Here is an 18,503-nt window from a genome sequence, read left to right as displayed (position 1 = left end):
TTCACGGGTGCAAGCTACCAGAACAGTAAAAATTCACGGCTGATCAACTGATTGACCTCAGCAAACGCCTATAGAAATAGGTGCATTCTACAAAAGCTTTTCCATTGCATAGTTTATGAATCCCTCACCCCGGCGCATCACTTCTTGCTCCTTGACCACTGCAAACCCCATACGTTGAAAAAATGGTTTTGCGGTAATGCTTGCCTCAACAAATAACCGATTCAAGGACAGTTCATACGCCTTTGCTTCAATGGCTTGATAAATTCGGCTGCCTACTCCGCAACGTTGATAGTTTTTATGGCAGTAGAAACAATCAATATGCCCGTTCGGCTCTAGCTCTCCAAATCCCGCAATTACGCCATCATCGTCAGCAACATAGGTGAATCGATTTGAGCACACTTCTACCCAATTTCTAAATTGAATATCTTCAGGTGCCCATGCTTTGACTTGGCTGTTTGAATAATCACGCACATTAATTTCACGTACTGTTTCATGAAACAACCGTGCAATCTGTTCAGCATCTTGTGTTTGAAACAATCTTACTTCCATACGTCAATCAAGGTTTCCTAGAAACTCATCTCTTTTGCATTGTCACAAAGAAAAGCAAGACGATCGGGAGCAACGCCACAAGTCCTAGAGAGCTGAGCTGTGTCACATTATCGAATAGCGAGAAGTGGTGAGTTTGTGTCAGGTGAAAGATGAGGTGCGGCACTGCGAAGGCGAACCAACTCACCAGTGCAACTTGGATGATTTGTCGTTCGAGCAAAACTGCTGCCGCAGCCAGTAGTACCCCGAAGCCAAGATTGTTTGCACCGTAGTCCCGAACTAGATGTTCGTTGTAGGGCCCCAGAGTTGAAACCCAATTTCTACCAGGGAGCGGGAAGATTTCATAGAAGTGATAGGGAGCCAAAAAAGCCCAGAAGCCAATGAATAGAGGAACAACCGCTAGGAGCCATAAACCCCACTGAATCCAACTACCACGCATTAAATGTTGATCGAACTTGCTGTTCATACTTTCAATAACGTGGAGGATGTTGAAATGTGCCAATGACCTGATCAAGCTGTTGAGCGATCGCTATTAATTCCATCTCTCTCCACCGCTTGCCCACAATCTGGATTCCAATCGGTAGCCCATCCTGCGTTTGCCCAATGGGAATGACGATGACTGGATGCCCGCTTAAATTAAACGGCATGGTGTACGCTCCATTGGCAACTCCGTATGGGTAAGCTCTGCCATCGACCTCAACGGCACTCCAGGGGGGACGATGGGTGAATGCAGCCGTTGCAGCCACTGGCACTAACCAAACATCCCATGACTCTAATGCCGTATCCAGTTGAGCAATGAAGCGATCGCGCTCGGTCAGCGTTTCAAAATATCCCTTCAAACTGGGATTAAGTAGCTCTGGAAGAAATCGGCTGAAGTCTCCCAATTGTCTGAGTTTCTTGTCACCTTGGGTGGCTGTACGAGCGATCAACCCTAAACTGCGTCGAATGTTGTAGCGATCTCTCGGTTGAGCATAGGTGTTGTTATAGGCTGCAACTCGCATGTACAGGTTCAACATCTTTGAGGTATCAAAGCCTTGGGGAAGCCAGCGTTCTACCTTCGCCCCTGCATTTGCCAGCGTTTGAGCTGTTTTCTGCATGGCGGTTCGGATATCAGCAGCGACTGGAATTTCACTCCACTCATCAATCCAGGCAATCTTGAGATCAGACAATGCTTTGCCAGAAGGCGTATCTAGGGGAACCGGAGGAACATCTGGACGGCGCACATCTGCTCCTGCAATCAGCGAAAAGCAAAGCCGAATGTCTTCCAAGGATCGCGCAAAACATCCAACGGTCATCATCTGTCGAACACACAAGGGCATACCAGGAACTTCAGGAATCATGCCGGCGGTGGAAATGCGGCGATCGGTGGATTTAAGTCCATAGACACCACAAAAGTGAGCAGGTTGACGCACAGACCCGCCAAAATCATTTCCCAGATCAAGGGGTGAAAGACCTGCAGCGATCGCGGCAGCACTGCCCCCTGAACTTCCTCCAGGCGTGTAGGCTAAATTCCAGGGATTGTTGACTGGCGGAAACAGAGAATTAATACTCTGGTAATCGGCTGCGAGTTCGGCTGCGTTGGTTTTTCCCAGGATAATTGCTCCTGCTGCTCTAAGTTTGGCAACGACTGTCGCATCCTGCTTGGGAATGTAATCTCTAAGGGGAATATAGCCTGCGGTTGTGCGGAGTCCAGCTGTTTCAAAAATGTCTTTAATCGTGACCGGAACTCCATGTAATGCGCCCCAATCTTCACCTTTTGCAAGAGCCTCATCTGCCTGCTTTGCTCTAGTTCGGGCATTTTCCGCATCAAGGGTGCAGATAGCATTCAATTTCGAGTTGTGTTGAGCAATTTGTTCCACATGAGCGTCCAGAAGTTCGACCGCAGAAATTTGGCGATCGCGGATCATTTGAGCCAGTTCAACAGCGGACTTAAATACAATCTCGTTCATGATATTTCCTCTAATTCAGTGAAATGCTTTGTCTCTCCTGGTTATTCTTTTTTGGATAGTTGGCGCAAAAACTCATTCCAGCCAACTTTGCCGTACTTCTGGGTAGGGCAGAGCTGTGCTCCTGAACGAAATGCTTGCGCAATCTTGCCAGGAATGGGAACTTCTACAACGTTCCGTTTCCGTCCAGTTGCTTTGAAATACGCTCTAGCAAGATCGCCTGCTGTCCAAACTTCGGGTCCACCGATGTCGGTCACTCGTCCGGCAGGAGCTGAAAGAGCTAGTTCCACCAAGCGATCGGCAACTTCACTTGCTTGAATGGGCTGAAGCAGGAAGCCTTTAGGCATGAGCATGATCGGGAGACGATCGAGGAATTGAATCAGCGTCAATGCAAATTCATGAAATTGCGTCGCTCTGAGGATTGTCCAGGGAATTGCAGCCTGTTCGATTATTTGTTCAGTTTCAAATTTCATTCCGTAGTAGGGGTAGAAGGGGTTGCGATCGACTCCGACGATCGAGACATAAACGATGTGAGATATCCCTGCGCGTTCTGCTGCTTGAAGCAACCGCCTTGTCCCTTCAACATCGACTTGACGGGGATTGGTGGGGCTTGAAGCACAATGGACAATGACATCAATCCCTTCAACGGCTTGCTCCAATCCCTCACCCGTCAGTAAGTCTCCTTGAACAGTGCCAGGACGTTTACTGTGGCTGAGCACCTGGACGTTACAATCAGCAGTTTGCAGGCGATCGACTACTAGAGAACCGAGGGAGCCTGTCCCCCCTGTAACTAAAATTTTTGATGCGTTCATTTTGAAACTTCCTGATGGGAAAGTCAGGGTTTAAGCGTGGCTGTATTAACCCAATTTGTCTTGTTTGGGTGTGATTGACGCGGTTCATTGGATCGAGATTGAGTTTGAGTGCGATACCAATCGAGTGTCTGGCGAATTCCTTCCTGGTAAGAAGTCACTGTGGCTTTCCCGAAGGCAGATTGGTACTTGCTGCTGTCAATAACAAAGGGTTGTTCAAATTGATAGATCATTTCTGCCCCTTCCCGCGCTAAAGACCAAAACAGCCCCAGTGCTTTCACGACTCTAGAGCCATAAGCGATGACTCTCGGAACTCTTCCCACTTCCTCAAAAATCAGGCGGACAAACTCTCGCCCTGTAATCGGCTCAGGGGTAGGAATATGCCAGACCTTCCCGATCGCCTCATCCTGCTCAGCCAGGGTTATCAACCCTCTAGCAAAATCATCAATAAAGAGCGGTGTTAATGGCAGATCTAGATTGCCAAACCACGTGGCTCGCTTGCTTGACAGAGCGGCTCCGAACAAATTTTGCCCCAGCACTGACTCAACCAGTGGGCCGTATAACTCGCCACCACGACCAATCACTGCCTGCACTTGACCTTTGCTGTGAGCTGCAAGCAGCATTTCTGCTAACCAGGCACGTAATACCCCTTTGTTGCTGACGGGTCTGCAAGGTAAGTCCTCAGTCATTGGTCCGTTTACTTTGCCGTACATCCAGGTATCATCTGCAAACACATACTTGGCATTGGCAGCAGCGGCACCTGCGATCGTCGCTTCCATCACGGCTGGAAATAGCTCAGTCCATTGAGTAAACGGCGGATTGACGCAGTTATAGACCACCGTTGCCCCTTGGCAGACTTCGCGTATGTGAGTGGGATCTGTTGCATCGGCTTTGAGGATTTCGATATCGAAGGGAAAATTGGCATGACCACTGCGGTTCACGCCACGAACCTGTTTTCCTCGTGCAACCAGTTCTCGCACGATCGCACTCCCCGTTCCACCACTCGCTCCAATGACGACGTGCAGTTCGTTTGAGGTCATGAGATCCTCCTCCCTATCGGGAATCGATACCGTACTTTGAATTTAGTTAGCTTCTATGTCTTTCCATCCACCCCACGGTTTCCTCCAGCCTTGAGTCTTCTGCCGGTATAGGAGATGCGTCGCCAGACCCGCACGTGGAAGAAAGCATTAATGTCTAGTAAAGCCAGCTTTGATACTGGGGATGAGCCTGTCTCATATCCTCATAGAGCCACACCATACGGTCAAGAAACCACAGTTTGCTCAGATAAACGAGGGCACATCCCAGAAGCGTGAGACAACCATCAAGTGTGACTAATCCCCAGATCACAACCGCCATACCAATCACTGAAACCAAGCTCAGTACATTGGGAACCCGTTGATGGTGTTCTGGAACAGGAACGGTATCTCGATTCAACCAGACCCGTTCACCCAATACGCCTTTAGAAGCCCAATGATTAGTGGATTGAGGTTTCGCAAAGATGCGGGGATTGATCCACATCCAGAACAGGGCGATCGCGATGGGAACTAATGACCACCAACCCAGCCAGACACGGCTCCAGATTACCAAAATCAGAATCGGCAGGACAGTGAAACGAGTCCAAACGCTCCAGGGATTGGCATGACGTGCCCAGGTTTCCTCATCCATGTGAAACGTGTTGGCAATCTTACGTTCTACGGTCATCGCTATTGTCCTCCTCAAAATTGCAGGTTCTCTTCTAACCAAATTCAAACTTCTGCTTCAAAGGTCAACCGAACCGTTTGCCCTGTTTTGGGAAGGTAAACATTCGACCAGGAATACCCAAACCAACCATTGGATTGCCAATTTTGGGTTCATCTTGAGTCGTTAAGTATTGGACAATGAAGTGTCTACCCTGAGCAAGCCAGTTTTTGAATCGATTGCTGTTAAAGTCGAAAATGGGTTCAGTAATTTGTTTAAGTGTGCAGTTAAAAATCACTTTGTGCTTGTGTTTGCATCGTGGTTCCTCCTTATAGCTTTAAATTCATGTTCAATTTCAGTGACAATTAGAGCTATTTTCGGCGTTGCTGAATTGGAGTATGATTCGCTCCCCTAGCCAGCCAAAATTGGGGGGAACTGATCCTCAAAGTCCCCCAGCATTAGGGGATTTGGGGGACGATGCAGGGTCTCAAGCTGTGTCTTCATACTTCGCTAAGCCCTTGCTTCAACCTGAGCGATATCCAGCATGAGTTGTTCTAAGTTGTTGGGATGCATTGCATTGAGATATTTGTGAGCGAGCGCGGGGGTTAGCAACTCCAACATCAATTGGTTTTCAACCCAAAACTCAATCACATCAAATAAGCCATCTCGGCTACAGGGCAACACCCGCCATCCCTCTCGTGCAGCGATACGTTCAATCTGCTCCAGGTTAGTCGGCACAGAAATTGCCGCATGAACAGCACTGTAGCTTGCCGCATGAGCATCTTTTTGAAACCAGGCTTGGCCATCGCCCTGCCCTGGAACAATGACGCTATCGGACGGATAAATTTCAATGAGCGTGCCGTATTCATCACCTGCCACCACCATGTAACTGTCAGGGTTCGGTGGAAAAATTCCAACTTTTCCATCAAAAACTTCTGCTAGCACCTGAGCAACGTGTAGCGGGTTACTTGCCGGAATTGAAATGTGGTGAATCATCATAACGGTTTCTCCTTGCAGTAGCATTGATGAATATCATCAGGTTCTCTGACCATATTAGTCAGGCAAACTGACTACTGATTCGCCCGATCGATTCACCTTACTGGGTAAGCACTGGGTGAACCACTGGGTGAGCCACGCTAATTCAACTCAATACTGTTGATGATGAAAATGGAGCAGCGTGAAAACGTGACAGAGCAGGTTAAAACAATCGGTGCATTACTGCGACTCCCCTTTGAGGTTTTGCTCGATCGAGTTTACTCCAAAGTCGTGACGAGCGGATTTGAGGATATTCGTCCGGCGCATGGCAATGTATTTCGCTACATCTCACCCCATGGCTCTCGCCTGACAGAACTGGCAGACAACGCCCAAATGACAAAACAAAGCATGAATTATCTGGTTGAATACTTGCACAATCATGGGTATGTCGAGATGATTCCAGATCCAACGGACGGACGAGCAAAGTTAATTCGCCTCACCGATCAAGGACAAGAAGTGCAGCAAATGGCGATTCAAATCAGCCGACAAGTCGAAGCGGAGTGGGCAGCACAATTAGGGCAGCGTAAAATGTCTCAGCTTCGTCACTTACTGGAAGAATTATCAGATGTTCTCGACGAGCGCAATCCAAACAAGCGATAGTCATTGCTTGAACGCACCAGAACTCGACAACCGCATTCGACCACCCTTAGCTGACATATTCCTCAGCTCGATAGTCCTCCAGGTTAAGCATTTGTTTTCGATTCAGTATCTCAAGCGAACGCAACAGAGGCAGAAGACCTGTCCTCCGTCTAACTGTACTGATCGAATTTCGATCGCTCAATGCTCAATAATCGATCGACTGACGGCTGTGACGATGAGTTTCATCCACGCCGATATCAAAAAATCTGCCGTGTCGCCGTTCAGGTAAGCTCTCGAACCAGTATTATCTGGCAAACAAAAACTGATTAACCAAACAAGCCAGAACTATAAATTATAATTCAACTTTATAGTAGAAGGGATTATTGGAAAAATATAGTTTCTTTATCAGTGAGTCGTCAAATTATCATTAGATTAAATTGAGTTTGTCAATCTATTATCAATTCACCAGAAGTTAAATTTTTATTAGGTGATACTGTCATATTTAGGTTTCCTTCTGGAATGCAATAAGCTTTACCTGATTCTCCTAACAACTCCAACAATTACCAGGAGGTTGCCATGCCCCTTATTCTCATCAAAGGAACTTTTTCCATTAAAGGAACTGCCCCTGACGGTGACTCTGTTCGATTTATTCCCAAGAATCCCGCTCTATGGCGAAAGCTAGAAAACCGAGTACGTGCCAATCGCCTAGGAGGGGTACAGCTGCGCCTTGATGCGATCGACGCACTGGAAACCCATTTTCAAGCGCGAGTCGGTGCATTTGGAACCCAGCGTCAACCCGAAGAATTCGGTAACAAAGCTGCTGCTCATCTGCTCGATCTGCTGGGCTTTGATAGCAAAACGATTCGGCGAGGACCGAAGGAAATTGTGCAGGATGCCGCTCCCAACACAGTGAATGGATACATTCTGACTCGCTTTGCTGATATCTACGGACGAGCGATCGCCTTTGCTTTTGCCGGAGATCTCGATGAAAGCGATGGAGCCTCTGTTTTCGTCACTGAAGATCTCCTGAAGCAGAGTGCAAATTACCAGCTTGTTGCCGAGGGTTTGCTATATCCCACGTTCTATTCAAAGCTCTACATTGACCTGAGAAAGGCTCTGGCAGCTGCAACTGAATCAGCCCGCTCTGCTGGGTTGGGCTTGTGGACAAAAGATGTGACCAATCGCGGATTTGAACTCGAAAGTCTGAAAACCATCATTGAGGAGGCTGTTATTCTGCCGAAGCTATTTCGCCGCTTGCTTAGCTACCTGGCAATTAACGATGACAGTGTTGATTTATCTGGATTTATCGACTACCTCAATAGTAACGACGATCGCGTTCTTGTCCTGCCTGAAGGCAAGATTACGGGGTTTGATAATTTGATTGAAGTCAACGGTCAAACCTTGAGGTTAACTGAAAAACCTGAGGATCTGGTATTTATTGAGAAGTAAGAGCCTTCAATGTAAGCGTGTAAATTTTCTATGGCTCGATCGCAGAGGAGACTGTACCGCGGCGTTGCTGAATCGAAGTATGAAGACACAACTTAAGACCCCGCATCGCCCCCTAAATTCCCCAATGCTGGGGGACTTTGAGGATCAGTTCCACCCAATTTTGGGGGGCTAGGGGGGCGAATCATACTCCAATTCAGAAACGCCCTGTACCGCTTCTCCTAGCTCTGTTGATCACTGCTGGACTGCTGGCAGCAGGGTTTTGGTTTTTGCGAGGGGGCAAACTGATGAGTCGTGTTTACTGCGATCGATCAGGATGAAGATAGGCTCCATCAATCAGGGTTGGAACACAATTGCTCGCATTGAATGCTGCGGCAAGTTCAACATCCTGCGGGAGGCCTCGTTCAATCAGTTCTTTGCCAGAGCTGCACTGCGGCATGAGCTGCGTTAGACGGTGCTGGAGTCCCTGGAAGGCGATCGCGGCGGCTTCTGCTTCAGGGGACAAATTGCCGCTTAGATAATGAATGATTGCCCCTGCTCCGATCCAGTCTTCAAAAGCGGGCCGGAGGCTGCCATCACTCCATTTTTCGCCTGCTGGAACGATCGCAATTTTTCGCCCGTAAGCCATTGCGGCTAAGGCAACAGCGCGACCGTTTCTCAGACATCCGGCTAAGGTTGGAGTCGTTCCAGTGGATAAACTCAACGCTGAACCGTTGGGCGAAGGAAGTACGAGGCGCAAACCTTTGGGAACCGACAGCAAAGAAGCAGGAGAGAGGGAATAGCCATTGCCACCACGCTGGTTTGCTAGTTTCGCGTTAATTGACTCAGCGAATGCTATTGCTGAATCATCTTTGTATTGATAGGGATAAACAATTGCCCCTCGAGAATTTGCAATCTCAACGCAAGTTGAAAACGAAAGCACGTCAACGATGACGATGACATCGCTAATAGAGGCTAGATGGAAAATTCCCTGTTCGCCCCATTCACATCGCACATCGAAATGAGATTGATTGAACACGATCAGAAATGTGCTTCTACAATCGAAAAACAGAATGATAGATAGAATCTTGTCAACGTTTTACTGATTGCGTCAACGTTCGATCAAGCGATTCGTTTGAGACTTTTCTGCCAGGGATTGGTATTCAATCGCATCATGGCTGCAAAAAAGACGAACTTCGTTTTTGTGATTGCGTGAAAGCTGTCGCAGACGGTCTTGATTATGGAGGCGAGCTTGGCGATCGACTTCCATCATGGTTTGGTAGGCGCGGAGACCAGGAGTGCATTGGCGATTTGCGCCGTCCATCTCGTGACGGTAGAAATAAGCATCGCCTGCATGAAGCAGCCAGCCGTCTGAGGTTTGAATTGCAACTCCGGCATGACCAGGGGTGTGCCCTGCCAGGGGAATTAAGAGAATTTCGGGGGGCAAGCCTTCCAGATCGCGGACTGCCTCGAATTCAAACCAGGGATCGCCGCCCGCTGCGTAGTATTTCCAGTTTTTCACTTCGTCCCACTGTCCGGGACGGTATCGCCGCTTGCCAATAAAGCCGTGCCGAGTTCGAGCGGCAGCTGCTTCGCTTTGCATCAGATGCACGGTGGCTTCGGGAAAATCTTCCAGACCGCCAGCATGATCAAAATCTAGATGAGTCAGCACAATATGGCGCACATCTCGCGCTGAGAAGCCGAGCCGCTCAATTTGATCGATCGCCGTATATTTCTGCTTAAACTGAATGTTATTAAAATAGATAAAAAATGGGCTGAGACGGGAGTGGGGAGCTTGCACGTCGCGCAGTCCAAACCCGGTGTCTACCAGCACTAATCCTTGATTTGTTTCGATCAAAAGACAGTGGCAAACCAGATGAGCCGTCAGACCCCGACTGAAGCCATCAAACAGTGCCCCACCCAAAGGACACATACAGCCACAATTGAGATGATGAATTCGCATGAACCCTCCAGGTTGCTGATCGAACGTTGACGCCGCAGAACTATGACGATAGAACGATGAAATAGAGCTGTGAGATAGAGCGCTTGCCGCTCTATGACGCGAAGCAGTTTTCGGTTGAGTATCGGTTAAGTCAATGGCTGAACCGCTTCGATTGCTCCGATCGTAAGAAGGGAACCGTGAGATATCTTCTTTCCAACGGAGTAGGTCGAACCCGGAAGGAGGAATTGCGGGCAATTCAGGAAAAAAGCCTTGCAGCGAGAGTAAACTAAGTTTTGGCATCGGTTCCAGGATGCGAAAGCGTCTTTAGCGTCTTTTGATTAGCCCCCTGCCGTTAAATTCCCTATGAAGCTGCGTCCTTTTCTCACCGTTCTCTTGGCGATCGTGTTTGTTCTGATTTCTGCCAGCGTGGTTGGGGCAGTGTGGCTCAAGAGCCAGAGTCCGCTGCGGCTCGACGATACGCGCATTTCGAGCAAACCGGAAGCCGCGCTGTTTGTTTCCCGGCAGGCTCCGCTAATGCTGTCGCTTCAGGTAAATCCCGATCGGCTCAAGGCATATCGCTTAACCAATACTCGCATCGGGCAACGGGCACAGGTACAGGCACAGTTTGATCGCTGGCAGCGTCGCTTGCTGGGGGAACCGAAGCTGAGCTATGGCGATGACATTGCGCCCTGGGCAGCCGATGAAATGACCCTGGCCTTGATGAATCCTGATGTCGATCGCGATTTTGAGAACGGGCAGCAGCCGGGCTATTTGCTGGCAGTCGAAGTCGCTGACCCCACTCAGGCAAAAGCCTCACTGCAACGGTTTTGGCGCAGTCAAGCGTCTGCCCAAAATCAGGTAAAAGAGACGTTTGCGGGGGTGGAGTTGACTTATGCAAAGCCAGAGCCGCGCCACCGATCGGATTCAGACAAAGCCCCGGAACTGCCGTCTTTAACCACTGCGCTCGTCAGCGATCGATTTGTGCTGTTTGCCAATTATCCTAAGGTGCTGCGGCAGGCGTTGAACAATGTGCAGGCGACAGAGCTGAGTTTGAATGCCGATCGCACCTATGAGCAGGCAATTGACCAGTTGAGCGATCGCCGAATCGGGGTGGCGTTTGTGAACGTGCCCCAGTTTGCCACTTGGCTGACGGCACAGCGTCCTGAGCCGAGCGAAATCCGTTTGATTGCAGCATTGCAGCCCACATCCCAGGGCATTTTAGCAAAGCTGAGCCTGCTGTCCGCCCCCGGTTCAGCCCCCGGTTCAGCCGCACAAGGGTTCGCCGAAAGTTTGCTCGATTTCTCTGACTCAGCAGCATCGTTGCCCGCTCCTTCTGCGGCGGATGCAAAAGCGATTTTGAAAAACCTGCCTGCAACCAGTGCTTTTGCGTTGAGCGGGGTCAATATCGGACAGACCTGGGAACAGTTCCAGAAGTCGGGTGCGTCCTGGGCAACTCCGGTGCGGGAGGCGATCGATCGATTACAGCAGCAATGGGGCGTAGAGTTTGCCGCCGATCTGTTTCCCTGGATGCCGGGAGAATTTGCTTTAGCACTGGTTCCCCGCAGCGGAAATCAAGGTGCGAATGCGGCTGACAAAACGGCTTTGCTTCAGCAGTTCGATGCAGCGTTTATCACTGAGCAGTCACCCAACATAAAAGCAGGACTGGAGCAGCTCAATGCGATCGCCGCTCAGCAAGGACTTAGCAGTGGCACATTTCAGCTTGGCGAACAGGAGGTGTTTGCCTGGACAAAGCTCACGCCGCTCCGGGGGAGAAATAACCTTTCCCTAGAAGCAACGGTTCAAGGACTACACACCCAGCTTGGCAATTATCAGGTTTTTGCCACTTCAGTTGAAGTGATGCGGCAGGTCATCGAAGCCAGCACTGCCGAGACTCCTGCTTCCTTACAGCAGATGATCGCCCAACTTGAAGATGCGGGTGCGCCGAGTCAGGGTCGTTCGCAGATTTATCTGGATTGGACTGAGCTTCGCGCTCGCTATGGCAATCAGCCGATCGTGCAGCGTCTAGAGCAAACGGTGAAGCCTCTGTTCGAAAGCTTGCAGACAGTGGCGTTTACTGCGAAGGGTTCAAATTCAGAGGGTTCAGGTTCGGATCGATCGCTAGGTGCGCTGCTGCTCAGGTTTCAGGAACAGGAATAAAACCTGCCCGATTCACATCGTGTCGGCTTGCCAGCAGGCGACCAGACAGCGAGAACCGTCCCCTCGCTCTTGATCAGAGTGCCAGCAGGCGTTTAGACATCGATTGCTTGCAAGGAGGAACTGCGCTGCAACGTTCCGCTGCAGAATCCTCGCTCTGGCACGGTAGGAACGACAGGAGTAAGCAGGGCTTGATGGACTGCGATGATGTTTACCGATCGTGATAGAACTAGCATTGGGCTCAACAGGGCAAATTTTCATAACCAACTCAAAGTAATCTAGAGAACGTAGCAGGAATCATGGCATCTGTATTCTTGATTGCTTGACAATAAACTTCCTGCTATGAATTTCCTTCTGTATGGTGATCCATCAGGATGGAAGCTTTCTATAGACATCCTTCCCAAAGAATTGAGAATCACACCATTTGCAGCAGCACGATCGGTCACTGGCAAATGTCAGTCTTTCAGAACAAATCAACAAGGTTTTTAACAATTCAAGCAGCCGTTCAATCTGAGCAACAGAATGGATTTCTAAAATCTTCTAAAAGATGGATGTTTTTTAGAATTACGCAATAAACGGATACATAAAAGGCAATTCACCAATCTCACTCCAAAATATTTCTTGCTGTATCTACTTAAAACTAAACTTCTGGCGCATTCCTTTCCTTTAGTTCTCCTTAAGATTACTTAAAAGTCCCCCAGGAGGGGATTGAATTAAATTGCTAAATTTGCGAATTTACCCGTAATATTTTCAATTGTCTCAGCAGATTTATGGTTCAAGCTGTACCTTTTTTCATTGGCTTTTCTCATTACCCGCAGTTAGCCCTGCACGTTCCCGATGGTTTTCTGAATTTGCCTGTTACCCTAATCACCTGGGTCGTTTCGATCGCGTTAATCGCGCTGTCGCTAAATAAAGTACAGGCAGAATACAAAGAGCGAACCGTGCCGCTGATGGGCGTTTGCGCTGCGTTTATCTTTGCGGCTCAAATGATTAACTTTCCGATTCCGGGCGGCACTTCGGGTCACTTAATGGGCGGGACGCTGGCAGGCATTCTGCTGGGTCCCTGGGCAGGATCGCTAGTGATGTCAGTTGTCTTCATTGTGCAGGCGATGCTGTTTCAAGATGGAGGCTTAACCGCGCTGGGCGCAAACATTTTCAATATGGGCTTGATTGGGACTTTTGCAGGCTACTACCTGTACAAAGTAATTCGCTCCAGTATCGGCATGAACCACTGGCGAGGGATGTCAGTTGCTTCTGCTGGGGCTGCCTGGATCAGCGTCGTTGTGGCGGCGATCGTCTGTGCGTTTCAGCTTGCTTTGTCAGGCACAATGCCGCTGGGCGTGTCGTTTACGGCAATGACAGGCTGGCACGTATTAATCGGCATCGGCGAAGCCCTGATTACGCTGGTCGTGCTGAGCTATATCTGGCGCAGCCGCCCAGACCTGCTGTTTGACCCGCCCCGTCGTCGTGCAATGGATACGATGCCTCGTGCGATTTCTCCTCGCTAACGATCGCAACCCATTCTCTGCGCTTCACCGCCTAACTCGATCTTTATCAATTTCAATCTGAGTGTTTGAAGGAAATATTGCTATGCGTCAGTCTTCTCGCAATCGCGCTTTCACCGTACTGGGACTCAGCGTGGCTCTTTTGATTGCCGTGTTTCTCTCGCCGTTTGCCAGTAGCAATCCTGACGGACTCGATCGCGTTTCACAGGACTACGGCTTTGATCAAAAAGCGGCTGAAAATCCCCCGGCTCATAGGTTACCCTTTTATTCCATTTTTGAAGAATACGCGCTTCGCGGAGTGCCGGATGCTGTTGCTACACCGCTGGCAGGCTTGCTGGGAACCCTGGCAACCTTTGGCATTGCCTGGAGCATGGGCAAACTGCTGGTCAAAGGCGATGCGCCTGCTCCGATCGATCGAATTCCGCCTGGGGATGAGTAGCCTGTTTGCAGTCCCCAATCTCCCTTTGCTCCACCCTTCGATTCACTAGGATTTCGCTGAATGCTGCTCCACATTGGCGCATTTCATCTGGATATTGATAGCCAGCAAACGACCCCCTGGCATCGGCTCATTCCCAGAACACGGGTAATTTGCGCTTTGCTGTTTGTGTTTGCCACAGCCCTCACCCCCAACGGACGCTGGCTCACCTGGCTGGTGTATGGTCTGGGGTTATTGAGCTTAATCCTGACGGCACGATTGACCCTGCCTGTTCTGCTCAGACGGGTGGCGGTCGAGTTTACCTTTGTGGGTGTAGTGATTGTGGGAACGCTGTTTCGCGAGGGGGGAACGGTGCTGTGGCAGTGGGGCTGGCTGAAGGTGACCACGGTCGGACTCACGGTGTTGGGAAGCGTTGCACTGAAGGCATTGCTGTCTTTGCTGATGCTGAATTTGCTGGTGCTGACGACTTCGATCCCCGCACTGCTGAATGCCCTGGCTGACCTGAAAATGCCCCCGTTGCTGATTGCGATCATTGCGTCGATGTATCGTTACATCAATGTGCTGGTCGATGAATTTAACACGATGCGACGAGCGGCACAATCCCGTAATCTATTAAATCATCGGGGCAGGCAGCGACTTGTATTCGGCAACATGATCGGATCGCTGTTTGTTCGCACTTATGAGCGGGGCGATCGCATCCATCAGGCAATGCTGTCTCGCGGCTATCAAAACATACCGCCCCTGCAGGAACACCCCCGCCCTGGTCGGATCGATACGATCGCCATTACCATGATGATTCTGCTGCTGCTGCTCGGTCAGGCAGTTTTGCTCGGATTCTAAATTCATCTGCTGCGTTCACCCCCAACGTCATTTACCGTAAGAATGCACCATAACCCAATTAGCATTGAGCAGCTTTGCTACACCTATCCTGACGGCACACAAGCTCTCCAAGACATTAACTTATCTATTCGTGCTAGCGAAAAAGTGGCGATCGTCGGCGCAAACGGCTCTGGCAAGTCCACTTTTTTGCTGCATCTAAACGGGCTGCTGCTGCCCCAAACCGGGCAGGTTGTCATTGGCGAATTACCTGTCACTGAGAGAAATCTGACTGCAATCCGAAACTTTGTCGGCGTTGTGTTTCAAAATCCTGACGACCAGATTTTCATGCCGACCGTCTGGGAAGATATCACCTTTGGTCCGATGAATCAGGGCTTGCGCGGCAAGGAACTTACCCATCGATCGCAGCACGCTATGCACGCGATCGGACTGGAACCCGATCGATTTGCCAACCGCAACGCGATGAATTTGTCGGGCGGCGAAAAAAAGCGGGTCGCGATCGCAGGCGTTCTGGCAATGCAGCCGCAGGTTTTAGTGCTGGATGAACCTACCGCTCAGCTTGATCCCCGCTCTCGCCGCCAGTTGATTCAGCTTTTGCGGGTGCTTCCCCTGACCCAGCTTATCGCCACCCACGATCTGGATTTAGCGGTAGAGCTGTGTAGCCGCACGGTGGTTCTCAGCAATGGACAAATCGTGTACGATGGCGCAACCGAATTGGTGATGAACGATCGCGAATTTCTGGAACAGCACGCCCTGGAAACGCCGCTTTGCTACACTCGCCCTTATTGCCAGCTTGACGATCGCCCGATCGACCGACCCCATCCGGCAACGCTGGGAGAATTGTAGTTCACGCTGACCAAGCTCACGCTGGCAAGCTTTGCAAATCCAGTTTGATGGATTCTTAGGTGCATTCTTAATAAGGGCAAGATTAAGGACAGAGGCAAAATAAGGGCAGATTGAGCAGACATCTCAAACTACCCTCTCGTCAACCTCGCTTCCTACGCCGGACTGCTAAAATCCGCTCGCGTAATCTGATTTGCAGAAACACCGCGTACCAGTGCCAGAACATCATTCCGTAAGCGAATCAGCGTTCCAGCCTCTGTGTCTTCGATCGTCAGGCTGCCAAATCGGAGTCCCTCGCTGAGTTGAAGCCGATCGGCTCGTTGATAGTCGCGAATGGTATCCTGGCCTCTGCCCGTTTCCAGCACAAAGAAATCTCTGCCCTGGTCGCCCGTGAGCTGATCGCTGCCCAAGCCGCCTTTCAGGATATCTCTGCCTCGGCCCCCTGCCAGTTGGTCGTTGCCTCTGCCGCCCTCTAGCTCATCGTTGCCTCTACCGCCCAACAAGCGATCGGCTCCACCCAAGCCCAGCAAAAGATCGTCGCCTGCAATTCCGCGCAGTGTATTTGCTCGACCTGTTCCAGTGAAGCGACGACCGCGAGTCAGGACTGTGTCGCTCCGCACGCTGAGGTTTTGAATCCGGGTGTCTTGCGTCGGATCGGTATCCTGCTGATTGAAAGAGCCAACTTGTGCCAAATATTCTGCCAAGGCATCCTGTTCGCTTCCGCTGGGCGCAAAGGCAAAGCGTCCCGCAGGCAGAGTGGGAGCCGCATCAATCACACCATTGCCATTGAGATCCGCCGTGGTTTCTCCGGTCAGATCCACCCGGTTCGCCAGGGTCGGATTGGCGCGCACAAACTGTGGAAAGGGATAGCCATCGCCGCCCGATGCCGATCCGGCTGTCGTGCCTGCCAGGAAGTTCAGGGTCACCATGCGGAAGGTGCGGTTTGCATCGCCGACGATCGCCCCATTCTGCACGAGCGTGCTAGTGACTCTGCCCTGCTCATCTACCAAGGCAACATTGCGAATTCGCCGTCCGCCATCGAGCGTACCGTTGCCGTTTCTGTCTTCGCCGGAATCCAGCGTGCCGTTGCCGTTCCCATCTTCGGCTGCTGCGAGATTCGGGTCAAAGCTAAACACCATGCCGCCCACCTGGGGAAAGCGTCCCGGAGTTGCGCCCGGTGCAGTATCCGCCACGCCATGTTCAAGCAACTGCTTAAGCTGGGCAGTGGTAACGGTAATCAGCGATAGCCCGTTGTTAAACCGCAGCGAGTTCTCAATATCCAGCTGGGACACATCGCCTGCCTGTTTGTTGGGCGCGAGCGAGTTGGGCTGGGGCGGCAGCTTTTGCACATCGTCTGCATCTGTTGCGCCGGGAGCCGCAGACACCGAGCCAATATTATCTCGAATGCCACCGCCGTTCCTCAGAGACAGCGTAACGGTGGGATCAATCTGCCGAGCATAGGCGATATTAGCATCAGCGGTTAAACTGCCCAGATTCGTTTCCTGAGTTCGCACGTCGTTGCGGGTTCCGTTCAGGAAGAATTTGGTTTTTCCGGTGATAGTGCTGTCTTTGCTGCTGATGATCGTTCTCAGTCCATCCGAGATCGCCACAATATTGGGATTTGCTACCGCACGCGGGTCAACATTGCTGCCATACAGGCGATCGACTCCCGCTTCGTCTGTGGCAAAAGCACCGTTTAACACCGGATTGAGGCTATTGAGATTCAGGACACCCTGATCGTCAAATTCGACAATTAATCGACCGACATAGCGATAGTTTGCGTCAGTATTGAGCACCAGCACCGGCTGACCCGAAGCGGAAGTTCGCTGAATTGGATAGCCCTGTACCGGAGGGTTGCCTCCGTCCGATCGCGGCGCATCGTTGGCTTCGAGCAGGGGCGTATGAGAACCACCCGCAATAATAATGTCTACGTCTCGCAGGCGGGGAGCCAGTTCATCTCGCTCAATGTTGAGCTGCTGCATGTGCGACAGCAAAACGATTTTGTTGATGCCCTGTCCCTTCAGAACGTCCACAGTTTGCTGAATCTCGGCGGCCAAGGCAGCGTAGTCAGTAGGGCTAGACGGGAGAACGGTCACACCTCCGGGTGAAGAGATGGTGCGAAGCGTAGGAGTTGTTGCGCCCACAATCCCAACTTTTTCGCCGTTTGGCAGCGTGATTACCGTGCTCTCGGCAATCTGCCGTCGGATCGTGCTGGCTTCGGCGGTGATGGGATTGGCAGCCACTAAACCGCGCAGATTCTCATCGGTCGAGAAATCCAGGTTTGAGCTGAGGTAAGGAAAATTCGTGCCCGGATTGCCGCTGCCCGATCGAATTAAATCTGCAACCTGCCGCGTTCCCAGATCAAACTCGTGGTTGCCAAAGGCAGATGCCTGAATGCCCAGGTTGTTCAGGATCGCGATATCTGCCCGTCCGATCGTGGGGGCGCTGCTGGTTCCCAATCCTCCCACTCCATTAAGGCGCGGATCGCTGGAAGCATTGAAAAACGGACCCGGAAGATAGTTATCGCCCGAAGACAGGGTGAGCGTATTGGCTAAAGCATCTGCCGGAGCCGCAAACGGTCCTGTCGTGGAAGTTCTTAAGTAGTTAAGGATTGCCGAAAACCGAATCGAATCATCGATCGCCGGAATTCCAGCTTCAAAATCAGAGGCATGGAGGATTTGCAGTCTCGTCGGCATAAGCTTAAGGAAGGATTGGGCGTGAATAATAGGGAAATTGCCTTCCTGACGATCCCACAGCAAAATTAAGCGA

Annotated in this window: 17 protein-coding genes; 7 read left to right on the top strand and 10 right to left on the bottom strand. The window is 50.7% G+C overall.

The window, feature by feature from the left end; genetic code table 11:
• Positions 1–87 precede the first annotated feature (87 nt).
• The 7 genes from NDA02_RS08345 to NDA02_RS08315 form a co-directional block, all read right to left on the bottom strand.
• Complete coding sequence (locus NDA02_RS08345) at positions 88–549, bottom strand: GNAT family N-acetyltransferase (protein WP_190791681.1); 462 nt, start codon at positions 547–549, stop codon at positions 88–90.
• Between the two features lie 25 nt (positions 550–574).
• The gene (locus NDA02_RS08340; RefSeq protein WP_190791682.1) at positions 575–1,012 is read right to left on the bottom strand and encodes a hypothetical protein; all 438 of its coding nucleotides are present in this window, start codon (positions 1,010–1,012) and stop codon (positions 575–577) included.
• 4 nt (positions 1,013–1,016) lie between these two features.
• On the bottom strand, positions 1,017–2,495 hold the full coding sequence (locus NDA02_RS08335) for an amidase (protein ID WP_348254782.1): 1,479 nt from the start codon (positions 2,493–2,495) through the stop codon (positions 1,017–1,019).
• Between the two features lie 41 nt (positions 2,496–2,536).
• Positions 2,537–3,304, bottom strand: a complete 768-nt coding sequence (locus tag NDA02_RS08330; protein ID WP_190789638.1) for an NAD(P)H-binding protein — start codon at positions 3,302–3,304, stop codon at positions 2,537–2,539.
• A 23-nt stretch (positions 3,305–3,327) separates the two neighbouring features.
• Positions 3,328–4,341, bottom strand: coding sequence for an NAD-dependent epimerase/dehydratase family protein (locus tag NDA02_RS08325; RefSeq protein ID WP_190789639.1), 1,014 nt, complete (start codon positions 4,339–4,341; stop codon positions 3,328–3,330).
• A gap of 154 nt (positions 4,342–4,495) precedes the next feature.
• Positions 4,496–5,002, bottom strand: coding sequence for a DUF6653 family protein (locus NDA02_RS08320; RefSeq protein ID WP_190789640.1), 507 nt, complete (start codon positions 5,000–5,002; stop codon positions 4,496–4,498).
• Positions 5,003–5,488: 486 nt separating this feature from the next.
• Positions 5,489–5,977 carry a hypothetical protein gene (locus NDA02_RS08315; RefSeq protein WP_242067084.1) on the bottom strand — a complete coding sequence of 163 codons (489 nt, stop codon included), beginning with the start codon at positions 5,975–5,977 and terminating at the stop codon, positions 5,489–5,491.
• A 168-nt stretch (positions 5,978–6,145) separates the two neighbouring features.
• On the opposite strand from NDA02_RS08315, the gene NDA02_RS08310 reads away from it, so the two are divergent.
• Positions 6,146–6,613 (top strand): MarR family winged helix-turn-helix transcriptional regulator, encoded by a 468-nt coding sequence (locus tag NDA02_RS08310; RefSeq protein WP_190789641.1) that lies wholly within the window; start codon positions 6,146–6,148, stop codon positions 6,611–6,613.
• A 555-nt stretch (positions 6,614–7,168) separates the two neighbouring features.
• Positions 7,169–8,041: a thermonuclease family protein gene (locus NDA02_RS08305; protein WP_190793056.1), complete on the top strand. Its 873-nt coding sequence runs from the start codon at positions 7,169–7,171 to the stop codon at positions 8,039–8,041.
• Positions 8,042–8,336: 295 nt separating this feature from the next.
• Here the strand turns inward: NDA02_RS08305 and NDA02_RS08300 are convergent, their stop codons facing one another.
• Together NDA02_RS08300 and NDA02_RS08295 are read right to left on the bottom strand one after the other, a co-directional pair.
• Complete coding sequence (locus NDA02_RS08300; RefSeq protein WP_348254779.1) at positions 8,337–9,056, bottom strand: 2-phosphosulfolactate phosphatase; 720 nt, start codon at positions 9,054–9,056, stop codon at positions 8,337–8,339.
• Positions 9,057–9,128: 72 nt separating this feature from the next.
• Positions 9,129–9,980 carry an MBL fold metallo-hydrolase gene (locus NDA02_RS08295; protein WP_190793057.1) on the bottom strand — a complete coding sequence of 284 codons (852 nt, stop codon included), beginning with the start codon at positions 9,978–9,980 and terminating at the stop codon, positions 9,129–9,131.
• Between the two features lie 342 nt (positions 9,981–10,322).
• Here NDA02_RS08295 and NDA02_RS08290 point away from each other — a divergent pair, with 342 nt between their 5' ends.
• From NDA02_RS08290 to NDA02_RS08270, 5 genes are all read left to right on the top strand, one after another.
• Positions 10,323–12,116: a DUF3352 domain-containing protein gene (locus NDA02_RS08290; RefSeq protein WP_348254777.1), complete on the top strand. Its 1,794-nt coding sequence runs from the start codon at positions 10,323–10,325 to the stop codon at positions 12,114–12,116.
• Positions 12,117–12,883: 767 nt separating this feature from the next.
• Positions 12,884–13,621: a cobalt transporter CbiM gene (cbiM, locus tag NDA02_RS08285; RefSeq protein ID WP_348254774.1), complete on the top strand. Its 738-nt coding sequence runs from the start codon at positions 12,884–12,886 to the stop codon at positions 13,619–13,621.
• Positions 13,622–13,703: 82 nt separating this feature from the next.
• Positions 13,704–14,057, top strand: a complete 354-nt coding sequence (locus NDA02_RS08280; RefSeq protein ID WP_190791388.1) for a PDGLE domain-containing protein — start codon at positions 13,704–13,706, stop codon at positions 14,055–14,057.
• Between the two features lie 60 nt (positions 14,058–14,117).
• Entirely contained in the window at positions 14,118–14,894 is a 777-nt protein-coding gene (gene cbiQ / locus NDA02_RS08275) for a cobalt ECF transporter T component CbiQ (RefSeq protein WP_190791387.1), read from the top strand.
• A 42-nt stretch (positions 14,895–14,936) separates the two neighbouring features.
• Complete coding sequence (locus tag NDA02_RS08270; protein WP_190791386.1) at positions 14,937–15,737, top strand: energy-coupling factor ABC transporter ATP-binding protein; 801 nt, start codon at positions 14,937–14,939, stop codon at positions 15,735–15,737.
• Positions 15,738–15,889: 152 nt separating this feature from the next.
• Here the strand turns inward: NDA02_RS08270 and NDA02_RS08265 are convergent, their stop codons facing one another.
• Positions 15,890–18,430 carry a 5'-nucleotidase C-terminal domain-containing protein gene (locus tag NDA02_RS08265; protein ID WP_190791385.1) on the bottom strand — a complete coding sequence of 847 codons (2,541 nt, stop codon included), beginning with the start codon at positions 18,428–18,430 and terminating at the stop codon, positions 15,890–15,892.
• Positions 18,431–18,503 lie beyond the last annotated feature (73 nt).

The organism is Leptolyngbya sp. ST-U4, assembly GCF_039962215.1.
Classification (GTDB): domain Bacteria; phylum Cyanobacteriota; class Cyanobacteriia; order Elainellales; family Elainellaceae; genus Leptolyngbya_A.
Note: the sequence above shows the minus strand (reverse complement) of the source record. Positions and strands in the feature narration are given on the sequence as shown.

What these genes read in the sequence shown, in the direction of transcription:
- NDA02_RS08325 (WP_190789639.1), bottom strand. Translation starts at nt 4,341, where the DNA reads ATGACCTCAAACGAACTGCACGTCGTCATTGGAGCGAGTGGTGGAACG.
- NDA02_RS08310 (WP_190789641.1), top strand. Translation starts at nt 6,146, where the DNA reads ATGGAGCAGCGTGAAAACGTGACAGAGCAGGTTAAAACAATCGGTGCA.
- NDA02_RS08305 (WP_190793056.1), top strand. Translation starts at nt 7,169, where the DNA reads ATGCCCCTTATTCTCATCAAAGGAACTTTTTCCATTAAAGGAACTGCC.
- NDA02_RS08335 (WP_348254782.1), bottom strand. Translation starts at nt 2,495, where the DNA reads ATGAACGAGATTGTATTTAAGTCCGCTGTTGAACTGGCTCAAATGATC.
- NDA02_RS08280 (WP_190791388.1), top strand. Translation starts at nt 13,704, where the DNA reads ATGCGTCAGTCTTCTCGCAATCGCGCTTTCACCGTACTGGGACTCAGC.
- NDA02_RS08320 (WP_190789640.1), bottom strand. Translation starts at nt 5,002, where the DNA reads ATGACCGTAGAACGTAAGATTGCCAACACGTTTCACATGGATGAGGAA.
- NDA02_RS08315 (WP_242067084.1), bottom strand. Translation starts at nt 5,977, where the DNA reads ATGATGATTCACCACATTTCAATTCCGGCAAGTAACCCGCTACACGTT.
- NDA02_RS08265 (WP_190791385.1), bottom strand. Translation starts at nt 18,430, where the DNA reads ATGCCGACGAGACTGCAAATCCTCCATGCCTCTGATTTTGAAGCTGGA.
- cbiQ (WP_190791387.1), top strand. Translation starts at nt 14,118, where the DNA reads ATGCTGCTCCACATTGGCGCATTTCATCTGGATATTGATAGCCAGCAA.
- NDA02_RS08295 (WP_190793057.1), bottom strand. Translation starts at nt 9,980, where the DNA reads ATGCGAATTCATCATCTCAATTGTGGCTGTATGTGTCCTTTGGGTGGG.
- NDA02_RS08270 (WP_190791386.1), top strand. Translation starts at nt 14,937, where the DNA reads ATGCACCATAACCCAATTAGCATTGAGCAGCTTTGCTACACCTATCCT.
- NDA02_RS08340 (WP_190791682.1), bottom strand. Translation starts at nt 1,012, where the DNA reads ATGAACAGCAAGTTCGATCAACATTTAATGCGTGGTAGTTGGATTCAG.
- NDA02_RS08345 (WP_190791681.1), bottom strand. Translation starts at nt 549, where the DNA reads ATGGAAGTAAGATTGTTTCAAACACAAGATGCTGAACAGATTGCACGG.
- cbiM (WP_348254774.1), top strand. Translation starts at nt 12,884, where the DNA reads ATGGTTCAAGCTGTACCTTTTTTCATTGGCTTTTCTCATTACCCGCAG.
- NDA02_RS08290 (WP_348254777.1), top strand. Translation starts at nt 10,323, where the DNA reads ATGAAGCTGCGTCCTTTTCTCACCGTTCTCTTGGCGATCGTGTTTGTT.
- NDA02_RS08330 (WP_190789638.1), bottom strand. Translation starts at nt 3,304, where the DNA reads ATGAACGCATCAAAAATTTTAGTTACAGGGGGGACAGGCTCCCTCGGT.